The organism is Brevibacillus sp. HB1.4B, assembly GCF_013284285.1.
GTDB classification, from domain to species: domain Bacteria; phylum Bacillota; class Bacilli; order Brevibacillales; family Brevibacillaceae; genus Brevibacillus; species Brevibacillus porteri.
Map to the genome: position 1 here is coordinate 524,582 of NZ_JABSUT010000003.1, position 17,610 is coordinate 542,191.

The following is a 17,610-nucleotide window of genomic DNA, read 5'->3' on the forward strand; positions in this document are numbered from 1 at the left end:
TGGTAACCAAATGGTAATGGGGCACGTCTGAGTATTGATAACAGATTAGGAGGACCTTAATGAAAAAACAGTTCTTGCTCTCATGTTTGCTAGCTACACTGCTAAGTTCCTTTTTTCCTGGACAGACGGGTGCAGCCATTCCTACATCACAGGACCCGCGAAAACCTGACATGGTGACGATTTATCATGCGACCCCGGATGGAAAGACGAAAAAAATCCAGACCAACATGCCCTTGATTCATCGCGCAAGCATTTCACCCTCAGGGAGATTTGTGTACGGAGAACGAATCGGGTATGGTAAGGAAGATCCGACAATCCCTTTCCTGTACGACATTCAGACGAAAAAGCTGATGCAATTGTCGGGGATTGCCAAGTGGTCAAACAAGCAGGACGTACTGTACATCCGTGAAAATGACGGAATCGTCAGGCTGACAACGACAGACGGTAAAAAGACCGTGCTCGTTCCGGGCATTGTCCAGTATCCAGTGCTCGATTTTGCGATTTCACCGGATGAACAGTACTTGGCTTTTACCCGCAAAGATGAAAAAGCTGCTGATTCAAAAGGAAGTGCTCATCTCTACATTCAACATCTGCCAACGCTTCAAATCAAAAAGCATGATCAATATGAGTGGAGACAAGACAAAGCTGAACTAGAAGAGAAGTATTATTGGATGCCAAATTCCAAAAAGCTGTTTTACTTAACGAAAGAAGCTTCCAAAGAATTGGACATGTCCACAGGGATGAAAACGGATCACAAAACGACCGCTCTTCCCTCTTACTCCAGCGATATGAAGTATCAGTATATCAAGACAGAACAAGAAGAATATGTGCTGGATTTAAAAACGGGGAAAAAGAACTTTTTAAAGGTCGTAGAGGAGTACACAGCAGCCCTGCGAAGAATCCTATGGTCGCCAATTGGCCATCAGTTTGCTGCTGAACAACTTTTGAGCTGGTCCAGTTCCCAGGATAATTACATGTTGATGTTCGTCTTCAATGAACCGAACAAATACGGAAATCCTTTCGGCAGTCATGTAAATCCCGGGCTGTTGAGCGCCTACATGCAGGATAAGGACAATTATCAACTGATTGGGTGGGCAGGTGATGGAAAATCATTTTATTTTGCTGATCTTGCTTCCACTCATATTTACGATTTTGGTCCGGGCAAGATTAACTGGGAAACGTATGAATTTTATGAAAAACGGTAGCTTGTAAACACGCCGGGAGATAGTCTTTGTCTATGCAGAACAGATGGACGAACCATGAGAAAAAAGATGCTGATAAATGGGCATCTTTTTTCTTTTTATGTAGGAGGGAGGAACTAATTTCTGTCAGCTCATCTCTCTTAACTGTACAAGATGAATATTACTGCTTGAAATGAGAATGATAATCGTTTACATTATTTATGGGACGTTTTACCAGTTATGTAAGTCACAATGCTTGGATAAAAAATTGGATCAAGCAAGAGGAGAGGTAACATGTTCGTAGTCAAGCATATCGCAGAGCATGCAACGATGCAGAGCTTTCTCAATTGTTATCTCCGAGAAACAGGTAGGGGCGAGTGGATCGATCGGAAAGACGAGATTACGAAGCAGCTAACGAAAATCATACAGCCGAGTACAACAGGTAAGTACCTTCATTGCGAACTCCCGCATCAGGGGATTTCCCTCTATGTCGGTGTCAAATATCATTCGGTGACTGGCAGGCATTTGTTTCATTATCCAGCTTGCTACCGAAGTGGTGACTGTACGCGTTTCGTTCAGGCAGACTATTTGACATTAGCGGTTCTTTTGATTAAAGAACTAACGCTTCAGCATGGGGAAAATGCCGTTCCAGATGAATTAGTCTTGCGCATGATTCAAAGCTGCCAAAGCATTGAGAAATTTGTTCGGACTCGCCAAAGTAATGGTGAGATTTTATACGGAATGGAACAAAGCTTCATCGAAGCAGAGCAGGCGCTTTTGTTCGGTCACTTGTTCCATCCGACACCGAAGAGTCAGCAAGGAATTCCAGAGGCCAAGCAAGCGTTGTATGCCCCGGAGTGTTGCGGGAGGTTTCAACTCCACTTGTTTGCTGCCCATCCGTCGATTGTTCACGAAAAATCTGGGCTAACAGAATCCGCTACGCAATTACTGAAGGGTGAGTTTCCTTCGATATCTGATGTCGATCCATCATTTTCAATCGTCCCGATACATCCGCTTCAAGCAGAATGGTTGCTTGAACAGGTAGCCGTTCAATCCTTGATCGAGAAAGGATTACTTCTTTACATAGGGCCAGCAGGTGAAGAGTATATGGCAACATCTTCTCTCAGAACGGTTTATCATCCTGAAAAGAAATACATGCTCAAGCTGTCCGTCCCAATCAAAGTTACGAATTCTTTACGGATCAATAAGTTAAGTGAAATGGAGATTGGTTTAGAGGCGAAGCAACTTTTTGAAACAGGGATTGGTGAGGTAAGTCGCAAGTATCCAGGCTTTGGTTTTATCTCTGATCCGGCTTACATTACGATCACGTTGGATCAGGCGGAAGAAACGGGATTTGAAGTAATCCTGCGTGATAATCCCTTTATGGGGAGTCATGCTCGTCAGGTCACCCAAATCGCTGCACTCGTACAAGATCCACTTCCTGGGTACAAGAGTAGGTTGGCAACGCTCATTCACCATCTGGCACAAAAAGAAGGGAAGGCACTGGAAGTAGTTAGTTTGGAATGGTTTAAGCGCTATGTAGATATTTCTTTGAAGCCAATGGTATGGCTCTATCTAAAATACGGAATCGGCTTGGAAGCCCATCAACAGAATAGTGTTGTCACGCTGAAAGACGGATACCCCGCTCAGTTCTTTTATCGTGATAATCAAGGCTACTATTTCTCAGAATCGATGCAAGACGTATTAGAGACAGAATTGCCTGGGATTGGCAAGGCGAGTAAAAACATCTACAAAGATCATCTTGTAGACGAGCGAATCACCTATTACATGGTTTTTAACCATATGTTTGGACTCATCAATGGATTTGGAACGGAAGGATTAATTGATGAAAAAATCTTATTGGCAGAGATGCATGAGGTTTTGACGGAATTTTTACCTATGAATCGAGAGGCGTCGAAGTTTCTGGAGAATCTACTTACTCGTAAACAGCTTCCGTGTAAGGCGAATCTGCTCACGCGCTTCTATGATCTGGATGAATTAACCCAACCGGAAGAGCGATCATCTGTTTTTGTTTACATAGATAATCCTTTAGCAAAAGTAAAGCAGACCGAAAAGGCAGGGCTGCATGCTTTTGGATAGCTTACTAGCGTCTAGCTTGAAGAGATTTGGAGGATAAGGTATGGAGTTAACTTTACAGGATTTCTCGATTGAAGAGGCACTTCACTCGACACAGTACGTGCAGGTGAGAAGAAGGGTGTTTCGACAATGCATAGAGTCTTTGTTATATGAGGGAATTGTGATTCCTGAGACCCTGCAAGAAGGTGACGAGACGATTTACACCCTACATGGACTTGATGAGGGTGACCTGCCTGTTCGCTATCGTTGCCGAGGGCGGAGGAGTGCTAGTTTTGGGCTTGTTCGTTTAGGGAACGACCCTGTTACTCGTGTTGTTTACGATCAAAGCGGAGTTGCCCAGCAAGAATTTGAAGCGATATCCCTCACGCGTTTTTTAGTGGAAGTCTTCCGAATGAATACGGTAGATGAACAAAGACTGAAGCTATTTGCCAATGATTTGGAACAAACGTTGTTAAAGGATACATTGTCCCAATACTATCGGGTACAAAATGATATTCGGATGCAGGGCAAATCGTACGATGAGCTCGAAGGTGATCTGATGGACGGTCACCCTTACCACCCTAGCTATAAATCACGTGTTGGATTTACCTACATAGATCATTTTGCTTATGGTCCTGAATTTAAGCAGGAAGTTCGTTTTCTTTGGTTAGCGATAAAAAAACAATATTCTCAAGTGTCCATTGATCAAGGGAAAAATTTCGATGACCTTCTTTTGGAGGAAATAGGACGGGAACAAAAAGAAATCTTTCAGCAAATCATCGTCAATCATGGATGCGATCCTGAGCAGTATGCCTTCGTGCCTGTCCATCCTTGGCAGTGGCGTAATCATGTTGTGCCAGGATTCCTGGACGATATCCATCGCAAAGAGATCATTGTGTTAGGAGTAGGGGCTGATGGTCATCGTCCACAACAATCCATCCGGACCTTTGCTAACAAAAGTAATCCGCATAAACCGTATCTGAAACTCTCGATCAACGTGGTGAATACATCAGCGCCACGTCATCTCACTCCCCATTCACTGGCAAGTGCCCCCATTGTTTCGAGGTGGCTCAAGGGGATTACGGACGCAGATTCGTATTTACGAGACGTACAAAAGGTGATCATGCTCCAAGAGTTTGCGGCAGTGGCATACGATCCTCCACCTGCTTCTGATCTGGTGGAAATGGTTACATTCGGAGTAATTGGGTGCATGTGGAGAGAAAGTCTCATCCCTCATCTCGAAGCGGGAGAAGATGCGGTACCTTATAACGCATTAGCGGCAGTAGAGGTGGATGGGGTGCCATTCATTGATCGTTGGATTCGTGAGCAAGGGCTAGAGAATTGGCTTGCGCGATTATTGGAAAACAGTGTAGTGCCGGTCGTTCATATATTGGTGAAACACGGGATTGCGATGGAATCCCACGGGCAGAATATGGTCTTGGTGCATCGGGATGGTGTCCCTACTCGGGTGGCATTAAAGGATTTTCATGAAGATTTGATTTTTTGCCAACCGTTCTTGAGTGAGCCAGACAAATGCCCGAACTTCGCGGACGTGCATGAATATTACGCAACGAAGCCAGATGATGTAATGTTCCACATGAATGAAACATCAACAGTCAGAGATTTGACGTTAGAGACTTTATTTCTAATCAATCTGGGGCAACTCGCACGGGTGTTAGAGGAGCATTACGGATATGCCGAAGAGCAATTCTGGGAGATGGCCGTAAAGGTATTGGAGGGTCACGAACAACGATTCCCGGAATTGGCGGAGCGATTTAAGCGATTTGATCTGTTTGTTCCAAGCGTGCAGGTAGAGAAATTGACCAAGAAAAAGCTATATACAACAAACGAGAACTATCATTTACATGAAGTTCCCAATCCTTTGTTCGAGGCAAGGAAAAAGCTTCATTCCATGGCTGGAGGTTACTAGCATGATCATTGTGAATCAAAATGAGATTTCTGTGCATGAAATGGAGAGACATAAGCAAGGGTTCGAAAGTATGGATCATTTTCGACAGCCGGAAGGAAAGAGGTACGCAGTCTGCATAGCTGACCCTCTTGACGTGATTAGTCTTGTTCAATATTTACGTGAGCATAACGCTTCGGTGCTATTAATTCATGGGGAAACCCCAATGGAAACCGCCTATCAAATGGCAGTGAAGGCAAGATGTTATGGGCTTGTTTTTCAGGAGACGAAGCACTTCTTATCCATCACGGAAAAACAAAAGAGCGAGAAACCATCGCTCTACCAATATAGCTCAGGTACTACGGGGGACGCGAAGCTAATCGGGAGAAGCTGGGATGATATCCAAACCGAAATTCATGCCTACAACCAATTGTTTCAGGGAGAGGAAGCGTTAACCCCGATCGTGCTGGCATCGGTGACACATTCGTATGGATTGATATGTGGCGTTTTGGCAGCACTGGAACGGGGAAGTAAGCCTTCGATTGTGACGCACAAAAATCCGAAGTTTGCTCTGCAAGTGATTCAAGATACTCCCCAGCATATTGTTTATGGTCTGCCAGTCTTTTATCACATCTTATCAAGCTTTACGCGAGAGCAGGTACGCTTTCACCGGTTAATGACATCTGGCGCTCCAATGCCAGAAGGCTTGTTTCAAAAGCTGCAAGGCATGAGCGACATCTTGATGCAACAATATGGATGCTCCGAGGCGGGATGCGTCAGTATGAGTAAACAGATGCGGACGCATACAGATCTGGGTGTCCCCCTTTCCCATGTGAAAATGACAGCAGGTGAAAATGAAGAACAACCTGCGGAAATAGTCATTCGAATTGGACAGAACGAAATAGCGACGCAGGATTTAGGTTTCTGGACGGGAGAAGGCCATATTCAATTTGTGTCGAGGATGGATGATGTGATTAACGTCTCTGGCTTAAAGGTATTTCCTTTAGAGGTTGAGGACGTCATCTTGAAAATGAATGGGACAAAAGAAGTGGTTGTGTATCGCGGACGTCATCCGGTCATGGGAGAGATTGTGAAGGCGCAGGTTATTACAGAGGGAGGAACTACTCCTGAACAAATCTGGGAATGGTGCCAAGATCGTTTGCCAGGCTATAAAGTCCCATTCGAAATCCAATGTGTGACGAGCATTCCTAAGACAGCCACAGGAAAAATCAGCCGTCGATTATTAGAAATGGAGACGATCAGCAAATGATTCGAACAGAAAGAATGAAGCAAATCCATACGATCATGACCGAAAAATTAAAATTATCGCATATCCTCACGCTGGAGGAGTCCATGCGATTGAATGAGGATCTACATATTGATTCAATTATGCTGTTACAACTGATTGTTTATATTGAGGAAGATTTGAAATTGGTAGTACCTGCTCATGAGTTAGATCCACGAATCTTCCAAACGGTTGGATCACTCCTTACTTTTGTTGAACAGCTGGAACCGCAGCATGTATCGAATTAGCGATTATACAAACATCGAGTGGGGGATACAGAATGGTTAAGGTTCATTGCATTATTTCATGCCTATGCGAAGTGATTAAGCGTCGCACAAAAATTGATTATCGTCCCTATTACTTTGGCATATGGGATGCCGAGTACTCCATAACGGATCAAGGTGTGGTTACGTACTACATTGATAACCATGAGGAGATTATCAAGGGATATGAACGACTTTTTCGAGCGAACGTAACGGAATGGTATGATCATTCCAAAGATAAAGCCTCCAATCTGGACATGTTCTTAGAGCTAATTGATAAGCGTACCGAGGATCAGTTTGTCCTTGTTCAGATAGACATGTCGCTGGTTCCAGAGCGAGATAATAAATTTGCGTTGAAGCCATTCCCGCATTTTTTGATGATTTCAAAAACGGAGAATGAAGATGAGTGGTTTATGTTTGACCCGGATTTTCGTTGGGAAGGCAATGTGAAGAAGGAGACGGTGATCAAAGCCTTCTTAGAAAATCCGTTTGGTGGCGGCTTTATGGTGGATGCGAGTGAAATTAAGGAACCAACCTATGAAATGATCCACGACTACTTCTACGCAGCACTCAAACGTGATCATAATCCGTTTACGGTTGAATTGAAGCAATTGATTACGGACATGGCAGAAGGGCGCAATGGATACAACTTGGACATGTTACTCCCAGCAGTGACTCAGGTTAAAGTGATTGCGATCCGTAAATACAGCTATGAGTATGCATTTCTATATCTGCAAGATTACCTGCAATACCATCGTGATGAGTTTTTGCGCATTGCCTATAAAGTGGAGGACATCTACCAAGGGTTTACGACAGCGCAGTACTTGTCTGTCAAAATGGCGATGACCAAGAATATGGCGTTGTTACCTCCGATTATCGAGGCGTTAGAAGAGATTGATCTGATTGAACTTGAAGTGAAAAAAGAGTTGGAACGTCAGTTTGTTCTGTGGACCCAAATGGATAAAAGTCTCGTCACTGTAGACGAAAAAGGGTGGAGGTAATGGTCAAATGAAACTCTCATTGTGCACAATCACTTTTCGCCACCAGTTGATTTCGTTTGCGGAAATTGTTCGGTTTGCTCATCGTCATCATTTTGAGGGAATAGAGTTGTGGGGAATTCACGCTCAAGATCTGTACGATCATGATCGAATAGAGATGGAGGAACAGCTAGGAATACTCAGGGATCAAGGCATGTGTATCTCTATGCTTAGCGATTATCTGGATATTACGACCTCATCTGGATTTCATCGTACACTGGAAAAAGCAAAAAGACTCATTTCATGCGCGAAATGGCTAAATGTAAAGCAAATTAGGACGTTCGCTGGACAGAAGGCGAGTAAGGAAGTTGGGCCAGAAGAGCGGGCGCGTTATGTACATCATTTGTACATCTTATGTCAGATGTGTCAGGAGCACGGAATTCAGCTCTTGGTCGAAACACATCCGAATACGCTCACGGATTCTATGAGTTCGACACTTGCTCTGTTGCAGGAAGTCAATCATCCTGCACTAAAAGTTAATCTTGATTTTCTTCATGTCTGGGAATCAGGTGCTGATCCAATCGACGCATACAACCAATTGAAGCCGTGGGTGGCTCATTATCATTTGAAAAATATCTCTTCATCGAATCATCTGTCGGTATTCGCTCCGCATAATGTATATGCCCCTAACGGGGATCGTGAGGGAATGGTACCACTCGGTGAGGGTGCTGTAGATTATGGACCTATTTTAGAGAAGATTGCAGATACCGATTATTTTGGTTCTATCGAATGGTTTGGTCAGAATCCGAAGCTTGTGTTAGCTGAAGAGGTAGAATGGCTGCGGAAGGGTATGCTGCTAGTCCGTAAGTGAAAGAAAGGTCGGGAGCGAGGGGATTGCTTCCGATCTTTTTTTATTCCAAAAGAAACCAAATGCCTTCAGTGAACGTCTTCGTATTGATCACTTATTCAGGAGGACCCTAGATGAAAAAACGCATATTGCTCTCATGCTTGCTGATTTCCTTGCTGGGTATCCTTGTCCCTGGGCAAATCAATGCCTCTGCTCCTGCGAAGGCAGACCCTCGCAAGCCAGAGCCGGTCGTCATCTATAAAGTAACGGTAGATGGAAAAGTGACAAAAACCGTTACGAACATGCCCTTGATCCACCGGGCGAGCATGTCGCCATCGAGCAGGTTTGTATACGGGGAGAGAATCGGATACGGGAAGGCAGACCCAACCATACCGTACTTGTACGATATGCAAACAAAAAAGATGACGCAGCTATCCGGTTTTGGCAAATGGTCACCGAAGCAGGACGCGCTCTACGTTCGTGAAAATGGCGGTATCGTGAAGCTCAGTCTGCCAGACGGCAAAAAAACGGTACTCGTCCCGGCAGAAGCTCAGTATCCCGTCCTTGATTTTTCCGTTTCACCGGATGAACAGTACATGGTCTTTACCCGTATGGACATGCTTTCATCCAATACCAAGGTAAGCGCCCACCTGATCTTGCAGCATCTGCCTACACTCAAAATGAAAAAGAATGACCAGTATGAGTGGCGGAGTGGAACAGACGAAGAAATGTATTACTGGGTGCCGAATTCGAAAAAGCTGTTTTACAGAACGCAAACCGCATATAAGGAGTTAGACTTACCGACTGGCCTAAAATACGATCACAATATGACCACATTTCCTTCTTACTCCAACGATATGAAGTACCGTTATATCCGAACGATGACAGAAGAATACATGTTGGATTTGCAGACAGGGAAAAAGAACAATTTGAAGGATCCCGTGTTCACTGAGAGACACTTGGACAAAATTGTTTGGTCGCCATCAGGAAATCAGATGGCAGTAGAACAGCACTCTCGTACTTCTAATTCTCAGGATTCGTATATGTATATTCAAACATGCAAACAAGTCACAAAGTGCGGCTATCCATTCGGTTCTCCTGACAAGGGAATGCCTGGTTATTATCGTTCAAGTGACAATCATCGCATCATCGGCTGGGCGAAGGACGGGAAGTCATACTATGTAGCTGATCTCGCATCGATCCACTATACCGATTTTCCGCTTGAAAAATTGGGTCCTTCCAACAATGTCATTGAACTACGATGATAAAAAAAGAAGCCGTCTCCCGTATATACGAGAGGCGGCTGTTCTTTATCTATTATTCGTGACCTTCCAAATCAGTGATAAGCGTCCATAATGACATACCTTTGGAGGCTTTAAACAGGAAAGCGTGTTTGTCATCGCGTAGCGGCAGTAATGCACGCAGTGCCTCTGCTTTTGTGGCGAAATGCAGCTTGTTCCCCGTGTAAGCAGCATGGAGATGGCGAGTATTCTCACCAACTGTCACGAGCAGCTCGAAGCGCTCAGCGATGTCTTGAAGCGAGGCTCCGACGCCCGCATGCATAGCCGCACTGTCTGGCCCGAGCTCATACATATCCCCTAAGATAACGACTCTCCCGCGATCAGGGTACAAGTCAGCAAATGTGCGGACGGCAGCTTCCATGGAAACAGGGCTGGCATTGTACGCGTCACTGATGTACACCGTACCGTGCTTGGATGTGATCTGCTCAAATCGCATGGCTGAGAGCTGGACGGTAGACAAGGCGTGCACAATTTGCTCCGTATCCATCCCGAGCCTTTTGGCAATCGCAACAGCAGGCAGAGCATTCAGGACACTATGCCGACCGTGCAGAGGCAGGAATGCCTCGAAATGCTCCCCGGAGGCAAAGCACACTTTGAAGCCGGTTCCACCTTCAACCGATTCGATTTGCTCCGCCCAAATATCCGCCTTCTCATGAACAGAGTAGTACATGACCTCACCCGGATACAGATGGGCTACCAATCGCAGATATTCGGAATCTTTGTTGAGCAGTACGAGCCCGTCAAGAGCGGTATGTGGAAGCAGCTCTGCCTTTGCGAGAGCAATTTTTTCACGCGTGCCAAAATGTTCAATATGGGACTCACCGATAAATGTAATCACGCTAATATCTGGCTGGACCAGCGAAGCGAGCAGATCGATTTCCCCGGCGTGGTTCATCCCGAGCTCCAGTACAGCAGCTTGATGTTTTTCTTCCATCTGTAAGAGCGACAAAGGCACACCGATGTGGTTGTTGAAGTTTTTATACGTCTTGTATACGGGCGAACGGCTCGCAAGTACGTGTGCCACGATGTCCTTCACGGTTGTTTTCCCGATACTTCCTGTAATGGCGATGCGAGGGAATGAAAAGCTTTTCCGATAAGTGGCAGCCAGCTTTTGAAAGCCACGCAGTGTATCATTGACGAGAATTAACCCAAAATCGTTTGGCAAGTTCGCAGGAATCTTCTCCTGATTCGAAACGAGTGCAGCTACAGCTCCTTGTTCAGCTGCTTGTAACAAAAAATCATGTCCATCCCGTGCGCCGCCTGTCAGCGCTACAAACAAAGATCCCGCAGTCAACTCGCGGGTATCAAAGTGAACGGATGACAAGGCAAGCCCTGGGGAACCAGTGAGCAAAATCCCTTCTGCGTTGATTGCTGCCTGATCCAGTGCAATTGGTTTCATCTGCACGAACTCCTTCTGTAATCCAGTTTCAACCTCGAAGTCATGCTACCATGCGTTAGGTAGCGCCGCAAGACAAAAGTGAGGGAATATGATACGATCAAGTCTTACATACATAACGATCCACATACAGAGGAAGAAAGGAGTCTCCCATGGAAAAAAGTATTTTTACCAAAATCATGGACGGTGAAATTCCTGCTCGTATCGAGTATGAGGATGAGCACGTCATTGTCATCCACGATATTGCACCAAAAGCACGCGTTCACTTGTTGATTATCCCGCGTAAGCCAATTCCCACGCTCATGGATGTAAGCGCCGAGGACCTGCCGCTGATCGGGCATATCCATCATGTAGCACAACTCTTGGCGAAAAAGCTGGAGTTGCCAGGTTTTCGCCTGATTAACAACTGCGGCAAAGAGGGTGGACAAGAGGTTTTCCACATTCATTATCATCTTTTGTCCGGTTTTTACGAATAAAATTGAACTAAAGGTTGACCTTCTTTAGTCATCTATCCTATAATGAAGTGTGACAGTCTGTTCGTACGTTCGACTCAGGCGTCCCACGGTTTTAGCGGAGGGAGGGAAGACAAATGGCAGAAATTCGAGTCAAGAAAAACGAGTCTTTGGATAGCGCACTTCGCCGCTTCAAGCGTGAAAGCGCAAAATCCGGGGTGATGGCGGAACTGCGTAAACGTCGCCACTTTGAGAAGCCTAGCATTAAGCGCAAGAAGAAATCCGAAGCAGCTCGCAAGCGCAAGTTTTAATTGACGGAGGGCTCATCATGAGTGTAATGGAGCGACTCGATCAAGATATGAAGCAAGCAATGAAGGACAGAGCTGCTCTAAAACTCTCTGTTATTCGCATGGTGAAAGCCGCATTAAAGAACGAAGAGATTAACAAGGGCAGACTTTTGTCTGAAGACGAAGTGCTGACCATCTTGACTCGTGAGTTAAAACAACGCCGTGAATCCCTCCACGAATTTGAGAAGGCAGGCCGCGTGGAACTTGCCTCGAAAACGCGCGAAGAGATCGACGTGCTCTCCGCTTACTTACCCGCTCAGCTTAGCGAAGACGAAATTCGCGATATCGTTCGGGAAGGTATCGTAGCTACCAATGCCTCCTCCAAAAAGGAGATGGGCAAAGTGATGGGTGCGATCATGCCGAAAGTGAAAGGCAGAGCAGACGGAAACCTCGTGCAAAAGATTGTATCTGAGGAACTACCATCGTAGACGAGAGTAACACCTCATATAGATACGAACAGAAAAACTCAACCTGTAAAGGTTGGGTTTTTCTTTTTTTCCCCAGATGTGAAATAAATATGAAACAATTGCCTCACTCTTTCGTATACCTTATTGCACATACGTTGAAGCTGATAGATGGAAAGGAGGTACATGCAATGAGTGCAACAAGGCTAGTAAAAAGCCGCGTGCGATTGCTTTTTTCACTTCTTTGCCTGATTATGGGAATGACGATGCTTCTTGCTCCCGCATCCACAACAGCGCAGACCTATCAAAAAGCTGTCTGGATTCCAGTAGATAGCACGATCGAGCGAGGGTTGGAGAGCTTTTTAGAAAGAGCATTTGCTGACGCACAGGACCAGCAGGCAGATCTTGTAATCCTGCATATCAATACGCCAGGTGGAGAAGTGAATGCTGCCGACCAGATTGGTCAGTTGATCCGTCAGGCTCCCATGCATGTGATAGCCTATATTGATAACCAGGCTTTTTCAGCGGGAACGTACATCGCCCTGAATGCAAATGAAATTATTATGACTCCAGGTAGTAGCATGGGGGCAGCCGCACCGATTGACTTGGCAGGGAATGCAGCAGATATCAAGTTCATTTCCGGTTGGAGCAATAAAATGAAGGCGGCAGCGGAGTTGAACAATCGCAATCCTGACGTTGCTCGCGCGATGGTGGAAATTGATACAGAATTCCCAGGATTAAAGCCAAAAGGCACGGTGCTTTCTCTCGATGCCCAACAAGCGAAGCAGTTGGGTTATGCAGATGATGTGGTGTCCAATAAGGAAGCGCTGCTCAAAAAGTTCGGCATTCAGTCAGATTCCCTTCAGGCGATTGAGCCAACAGGTGGAGAGCTAGTCGCTAGATGGGTGACGAGTCCCATTGTCATGAGTCTGCTGCTCATCATTGGACTTGGAGGAATTGTAGTAGAACTGTTTGCCCCTGGCTTTGGTGTTGCGGGGACGATTTCGCTCGTCGCGTTCAGTTTGTATTTCTTCGGGCATTATGTAGCGGGATTTGCCAGCTGGTTGCACATCGGCCTGTTTGCTATCGGAATCTTACTGATGCTTATGGAAATTTTTCTTCCGGGCGGCATTGTCGGAGCGATTGGCTTCGTGAGCATTGTGACAGGCCTTGTTATGGCAGCCTATGACACACAGCAAGGGCTCGCATCGCTGGGTGTAGCTGCATTGATCACGGCAATTGTAACGTTCCTGTTAGTGAAGAAATACGGGGTCAAAGGTCTATTCAACAAGTTTGTCTTGGGTGACACGCAGCGCAATGAAGAAGGCTACGTAGCACCGCGCGATCAGCGTGAGCTGGAAGGAAAATCAGGCATCGCCCTTACAACATTGCGCCCGGCAGGGGTCGTCAAGGTGGAAGGAAAACGTGTGGATGCAGTATCGGTTGGTGGTTTCATTGAAGCGGGTACCGCCATCACCGTTGTGCAAGTAGAAGGCACGCGTATCGTCGTTGCCGAACTAGAACAAAAGGAGTGAGTTCTTCATGTTTGAAGGTGGTTTGATTCCCCTTATTTTTATGGTGGCAGTAGCCATCGTTGTACTTTCTATTTTCTTCTCGTTCGTACCAGTTATGCTCTGGATTTCTGCACTGGCTTCCGGTGTGAATATCGGGATTATTACCCTCGTCGCTATGCGCTTGCGTCGCGTCGTACCATCTCGTATTGTGAATCCTTTGATTAAAGCGCGTAAAGCCGGCTTGCAGTTGGATACAAACCAATTGGAGAGCCATTATCTCGCAGGCGGTAACGTAGACCGTGTAGTAGATGCGCTCGTAGCAGCACAACGCGCAGATATTCCACTTGGCTTCGAACGAGCAGCAGCCATTGATCTGGCTGGTCGTGATGTATTGGAAGCAGTACAAATGAGCGTGAACCCGAAAGTGATTGAAACACCTGTGGTAGCAGCAATGGCAAAGGACGGTATCGAGCTGCGCACTCGTGCAAAAGTAACGGTTCGTGCCAACATCGATCGATTGGTCGGTGGTGCTGGTGAAGAAACGATTATCGCCCGCGTAGGTGAGGGGATTGTATCGACAATTGGTTCGTCAAAAGGACATAAGGACGTATTGGAAAATCCAGATTTGATCTCTAAAACGGTATTGAACAAAGGTCTGGATGCCGGAACTGCTTTTGAAATTCTCTCGATTGATATTGCGGACGTGGATGTAGGGAAAAACATCGGGGCACAATTGCAAACCGACCAAGCAGAAGCAGATAAACGTATTGCCCAAGCGAAAGCGGAAGAGCGTCGCGCCATGGCGGTAGCCCAAGAGCAGGAAATGATTGCGCGCGTACAAGAAATGAAGGCAAAAGTAGTAGAAGCCGAAGCACAAGTACCACTCGCTTTGTCCGAAGCATTGAAAAGTGGCAAAATGGGCGTAATGGATTATTACAACATGCAAAACATTGCTGCTGATACACAAATGCGTCAATCCTTCGGGCATGCAGGTGACAAACAAGATCCTGCTATGCCAGACGAGAAAGAATAAGGGCGATTGCCATGGAAGATCTCATGGATCTCGTCGTAGATTTACTGGGTTTAGTCGAGTGGATCATCCCGCTCATCGGCAAGTTCTGGTTTGTCATCCTTGGTTACTTAGGATATAAAGCTCTGGGCAAAGCCGGAAAGAAAAAGATGTCTCAAGGCAAAAAAATGCCTCCGCTTACCCCGGCCACAACGTCGGATATCCCTAGGGAAACGGAGGATTACGGTAGAGAGACGGTGCGGGCATCCTCCAAATACGAGCCACTTCAGCAAGAATCGATGGAAGGGATTGGAGTCGAGCAGGAATGGGCATTCTCCAGTACAGCTCGTGCTTCAACGGGTCCAACTATCACAGTGAAGCAATCGGAAACGATGAAGGTCGCTGATTCGGAACGAGCGGGAACAATCCCATCGAAACACGGCAACCCACGTGATGGGATGAAGTGGGCGCTCATTTTTGGAGAGCCGCGCTCAAAAGCTCCGTACGCCCAGCAGGTTCGGCAAAGAAAAATGATAGAATAGCAGCTAGTTAAACAGGTGAACCTCGGTTCGCCTGTTTTTTATGGAAACCAATGTTTTCGTGTCGAAATATATCGAATAACTTGTCTTGTTTCTCGTATCCTTGTTGACTATCCTGAATGTAAAGAAAATTCTTCTAATAGAAGAAGGGGTAGAGGTCAAGCGATGAATCAACAAATTTTTGAACAAATGGGGCAGTTTCGTCAAAAAGTGATTCGGCTTGCCATCTTCGAAAACAAATCGATATATGAAACGGCGATCGCGTGCGGTTGTTCAGCTGAAAAAGTAAAACGAGTCATGAAAAAATGGAAGGCGCTTACAAAAGGAAAAGAGCTGGTTTCTCCTGCAAAAGAAAGCAAATAATCAATGGAGTTTGTTGAAGTATTCCAAAGTCTGAGTTCTCAAGTGCTTGCGAAATTGCGAGCGACGAGAGCTCTTTTTTTGTGACTGTTTTTGATGAATGCCTCTTTATGCTCCCGCATACGCATAGATAAGAATGGTTTTGCACCTGCAAACAGATGAGATCGTCATATTCGCCAATATATAGAACGAGAAGGGGGGCTAATCCATGAAGCGTTGGAGCCGCCGTCTGCGCCAGTTGGCCGGAGGGGTGTTGGATCTGCCGCAAGATGTAGTCCTGGAAGTCCCGCGTATCACGATGATCGGTCATTTGCAAATGTATATAGAGAATCATCGAGGAGTCTTGCATTTTAGCGAAAAAGAGCTTCGCCTGCTGTTGACGAACGGTCAAATGATTGTTTCAGGTGAACAGCTTGTCATCCGAGCGATTTTGCCTGAGGAGGTTTTATTAGAAGGCAGAATCGGTGGCGTGAAATTTTTGGAGACGGGACCACAGAGCTCGTAATCTTTGTTAGAGGGAGGGGGCGGCACGTATGCGGAATGGAATCAAGGAGTGGGTGGATGGACATGTAACCATTACCGTTCGGGGAAAACGATTTGAGCGGATGCTGAATATGGCCGTACGGGATGGAATTCGAATCTGGAATATTCGCAGGGTAGGAGAAGAGGTGACTCGCTGTGATATTTTGATTCGTGATTATTTTCGTTTACGGCCGCTTTTAAAAGAGACAGGCTGTCGTAGTCACGTTGAGGCAAGAGACGGGCTGCCTTTTTGGCTGCTGCGGTTACGTAGACGAACTGGACTGGCAATTGGGGCTGCTCTTTTTTTCATCGGATTGTACATGCTCTCCTCTTTTGTCTGGAGTGTCGAGGTAAGTGGGACAAAAATGGTCGATCCACGACGGGTGATTCAAGCTGCCGAACAAGTGGGGATTAAAGAAGGGGCATGGAAGGTCAAACTAAAAGAACCGTTGGTTTTGCAAAAAGAGCTGTTGAGTCTGCTGCCTGAAGCGTCCTGGGTTGGAATCGAGATTCAAGGAACCAAGGTCATGCTTCAAGTGGTTGAAAAAGAGGCTCCCGTTAAGCCGCTTGCAACAGGTCCCCGTCATCTTGTAGCTAAAAAGAGGGCTGTCATCCATAAAATTCTCCCAGAGGTTGGCCGTAGTCAGGTTGTGAGCAATCAATTGGTGGAAAAAGGCCAAGTGCTCATTTCTGGGATCATTGGCAATGACGCCCGTCAACAAGCTGTATCAGCGCGAGGCAAGGTGCAAGGGGAAGTGTGGTATATGAGCAACACATCGGTCCCGCTAAAACAAACGATGCACCGTCTGACGGGGGAAAAGTTGGAACAGCAATACCTGCTTGTTGGCCCCTATGCGATATACGTGTGGCCATTTGAAAAACAGTCCTTTGCACAAGCTGAAATGGCAGAACAAAGGTTTTTGCCCTCGTATGCGGGATATACCTCACCACTTGGCTGGAAGACAGTAACGTACGCTCAAACAGAACCCGTTCAAACAGAAATGAGCGTGGAGGAAGCGACGGAACTGGCTAAAAAATTCGCCAGGGAGGATATCTTGCAAAAAGCTGGAAAAGATGCGTTCATTCAGGACGAAAAAGTTTTGCACGTCACAACAGAGAATGGTAAAGTTTACGTAAGCATTCATTTTTCCGTCATTGAAGATATTGCCATTGAACAGCCTTTCGTGGGGCAGTGAGGGATGGCAAGCAAATGACGCATTGCTGATTACCG

The 17,610-nt window shown here is 46.0% G+C and carries 18 protein-coding genes; 17 read left to right on the top strand and 1 reads right to left on the bottom strand.

Features of this window, described 5'->3' with window-relative positions; all coding sequences use genetic code 11:
- Window positions 1–59: 59 nt before the first annotated feature.
- From HP398_RS10455 to HP398_RS10490, 8 genes are all read left to right on the top strand, one after another.
- Window positions 60–1,205, top strand: a complete 1,146-nt coding sequence (locus tag HP398_RS10455) for a WD40 repeat domain-containing protein (protein WP_173622523.1) — start codon at window positions 60–62, stop codon at window positions 1,203–1,205.
- Window positions 1,206–1,475: 270 nt separating this feature from the next.
- Window positions 1,476–3,281: an IucA/IucC family protein gene (locus tag HP398_RS10460; RefSeq protein WP_173622524.1), complete on the top strand. Its 1,806-nt coding sequence runs from the start codon at window positions 1,476–1,478 to the stop codon at window positions 3,279–3,281.
- 40 nt (window positions 3,282–3,321) lie between these two features.
- On the top strand, window positions 3,322–5,187 hold the full coding sequence (locus HP398_RS10465; RefSeq protein ID WP_173622525.1) for an IucA/IucC family protein: 1,866 nt from the start codon (window positions 3,322–3,324) through the stop codon (window positions 5,185–5,187).
- Between the two features lies 1 nt (window position 5,188).
- Window positions 5,189–6,433, top strand: coding sequence for an AMP-binding protein (locus HP398_RS10470; RefSeq protein WP_173622526.1), 1,245 nt, complete (start codon window positions 5,189–5,191; stop codon window positions 6,431–6,433).
- On the top strand, window positions 6,430–6,696 hold the full coding sequence (asbD, locus tag HP398_RS10475) for a petrobactin biosynthesis protein AsbD (protein WP_017247733.1): 267 nt from the start codon (window positions 6,430–6,432) through the stop codon (window positions 6,694–6,696). Before HP398_RS10470 ends, asbD begins: the two co-directional genes overlap by 4 nt.
- Before the next feature lie 32 nt (window positions 6,697–6,728).
- Window positions 6,729–7,712 carry a DUF6005 family protein gene (locus tag HP398_RS10480; RefSeq protein WP_069850273.1) on the top strand — a complete coding sequence of 328 codons (984 nt, stop codon included), beginning with the start codon at window positions 6,729–6,731 and terminating at the stop codon, window positions 7,710–7,712.
- A 7-nt stretch (window positions 7,713–7,719) separates the two neighbouring features.
- Window positions 7,720–8,559, top strand: a complete 840-nt coding sequence (locus HP398_RS10485; RefSeq protein WP_017247735.1) for a sugar phosphate isomerase/epimerase family protein — start codon at window positions 7,720–7,722, stop codon at window positions 8,557–8,559.
- Window positions 8,560–8,669: 110 nt separating this feature from the next.
- A complete protein-coding gene (locus HP398_RS10490) occupies window positions 8,670–9,800 on the top strand; it encodes a TolB-like translocation protein (RefSeq protein ID WP_017247736.1) in 1,131 nt (376 codons plus the stop codon).
- A gap of 52 nt (window positions 9,801–9,852) precedes the next feature.
- Here HP398_RS10490 and HP398_RS10495 read toward each other — a convergent pair whose 3' ends face one another.
- On the bottom strand, window positions 9,853–11,235 hold the full coding sequence (locus HP398_RS10495) for a UDP-N-acetylmuramoyl-tripeptide--D-alanyl-D-alanine ligase (protein ID WP_017247737.1): 1,383 nt from the start codon (window positions 11,233–11,235) through the stop codon (window positions 9,853–9,855).
- Between the two features lie 149 nt (window positions 11,236–11,384).
- Between HP398_RS10495 and HP398_RS10500 the strand changes: the two genes are divergently transcribed.
- The 9 genes from HP398_RS10500 (at window position 11,385) to yqfD (ending at window position 17,575) form a co-directional block, all read left to right on the top strand.
- Complete coding sequence (locus HP398_RS10500) at window positions 11,385–11,708, top strand: histidine triad nucleotide-binding protein (RefSeq protein ID WP_012685763.1); 324 nt, start codon at window positions 11,385–11,387, stop codon at window positions 11,706–11,708.
- A gap of 113 nt (window positions 11,709–11,821) precedes the next feature.
- Window positions 11,822–11,995: a 30S ribosomal protein S21 gene (rpsU, locus tag HP398_RS10505; RefSeq protein ID WP_007727630.1), complete on the top strand. Its 174-nt coding sequence runs from the start codon at window positions 11,822–11,824 to the stop codon at window positions 11,993–11,995.
- A 17-nt stretch (window positions 11,996–12,012) separates the two neighbouring features.
- Window positions 12,013–12,459, top strand: a complete 447-nt coding sequence (locus tag HP398_RS10510; RefSeq protein ID WP_017247738.1) for a GatB/YqeY domain-containing protein — start codon at window positions 12,013–12,015, stop codon at window positions 12,457–12,459.
- A 167-nt stretch (window positions 12,460–12,626) separates the two neighbouring features.
- Complete coding sequence (locus HP398_RS10515; RefSeq protein WP_017247739.1) at window positions 12,627–13,970, top strand: NfeD family protein; 1,344 nt, start codon at window positions 12,627–12,629, stop codon at window positions 13,968–13,970.
- A 7-nt stretch (window positions 13,971–13,977) separates the two neighbouring features.
- Window positions 13,978–14,982, top strand: a complete 1,005-nt coding sequence (floA, locus tag HP398_RS10520; protein ID WP_017247740.1) for a flotillin-like protein FloA — start codon at window positions 13,978–13,980, stop codon at window positions 14,980–14,982.
- An 11-nt stretch (window positions 14,983–14,993) separates the two neighbouring features.
- Entirely contained in the window at window positions 14,994–15,500 is a 507-nt protein-coding gene (locus HP398_RS10525) for a hypothetical protein (RefSeq protein ID WP_017247741.1), read from the top strand.
- Between the two features lie 162 nt (window positions 15,501–15,662).
- Window positions 15,663–15,860 (top strand): hypothetical protein, encoded by a 198-nt coding sequence (locus HP398_RS10530; protein WP_017247742.1) that lies wholly within the window; start codon window positions 15,663–15,665, stop codon window positions 15,858–15,860.
- 205 nt (window positions 15,861–16,065) lie between these two features.
- Complete coding sequence (yqfC, locus tag HP398_RS10535; protein WP_007727617.1) at window positions 16,066–16,362, top strand: sporulation protein YqfC; 297 nt, start codon at window positions 16,066–16,068, stop codon at window positions 16,360–16,362.
- Between the two features lie 28 nt (window positions 16,363–16,390).
- Window positions 16,391–17,575 (top strand): sporulation protein YqfD, encoded by a 1,185-nt coding sequence (gene yqfD, locus HP398_RS10540; protein ID WP_017247743.1) that lies wholly within the window; start codon window positions 16,391–16,393, stop codon window positions 17,573–17,575.
- The last annotated feature ends 35 nt before the right edge of the window (window positions 17,576–17,610 follow it).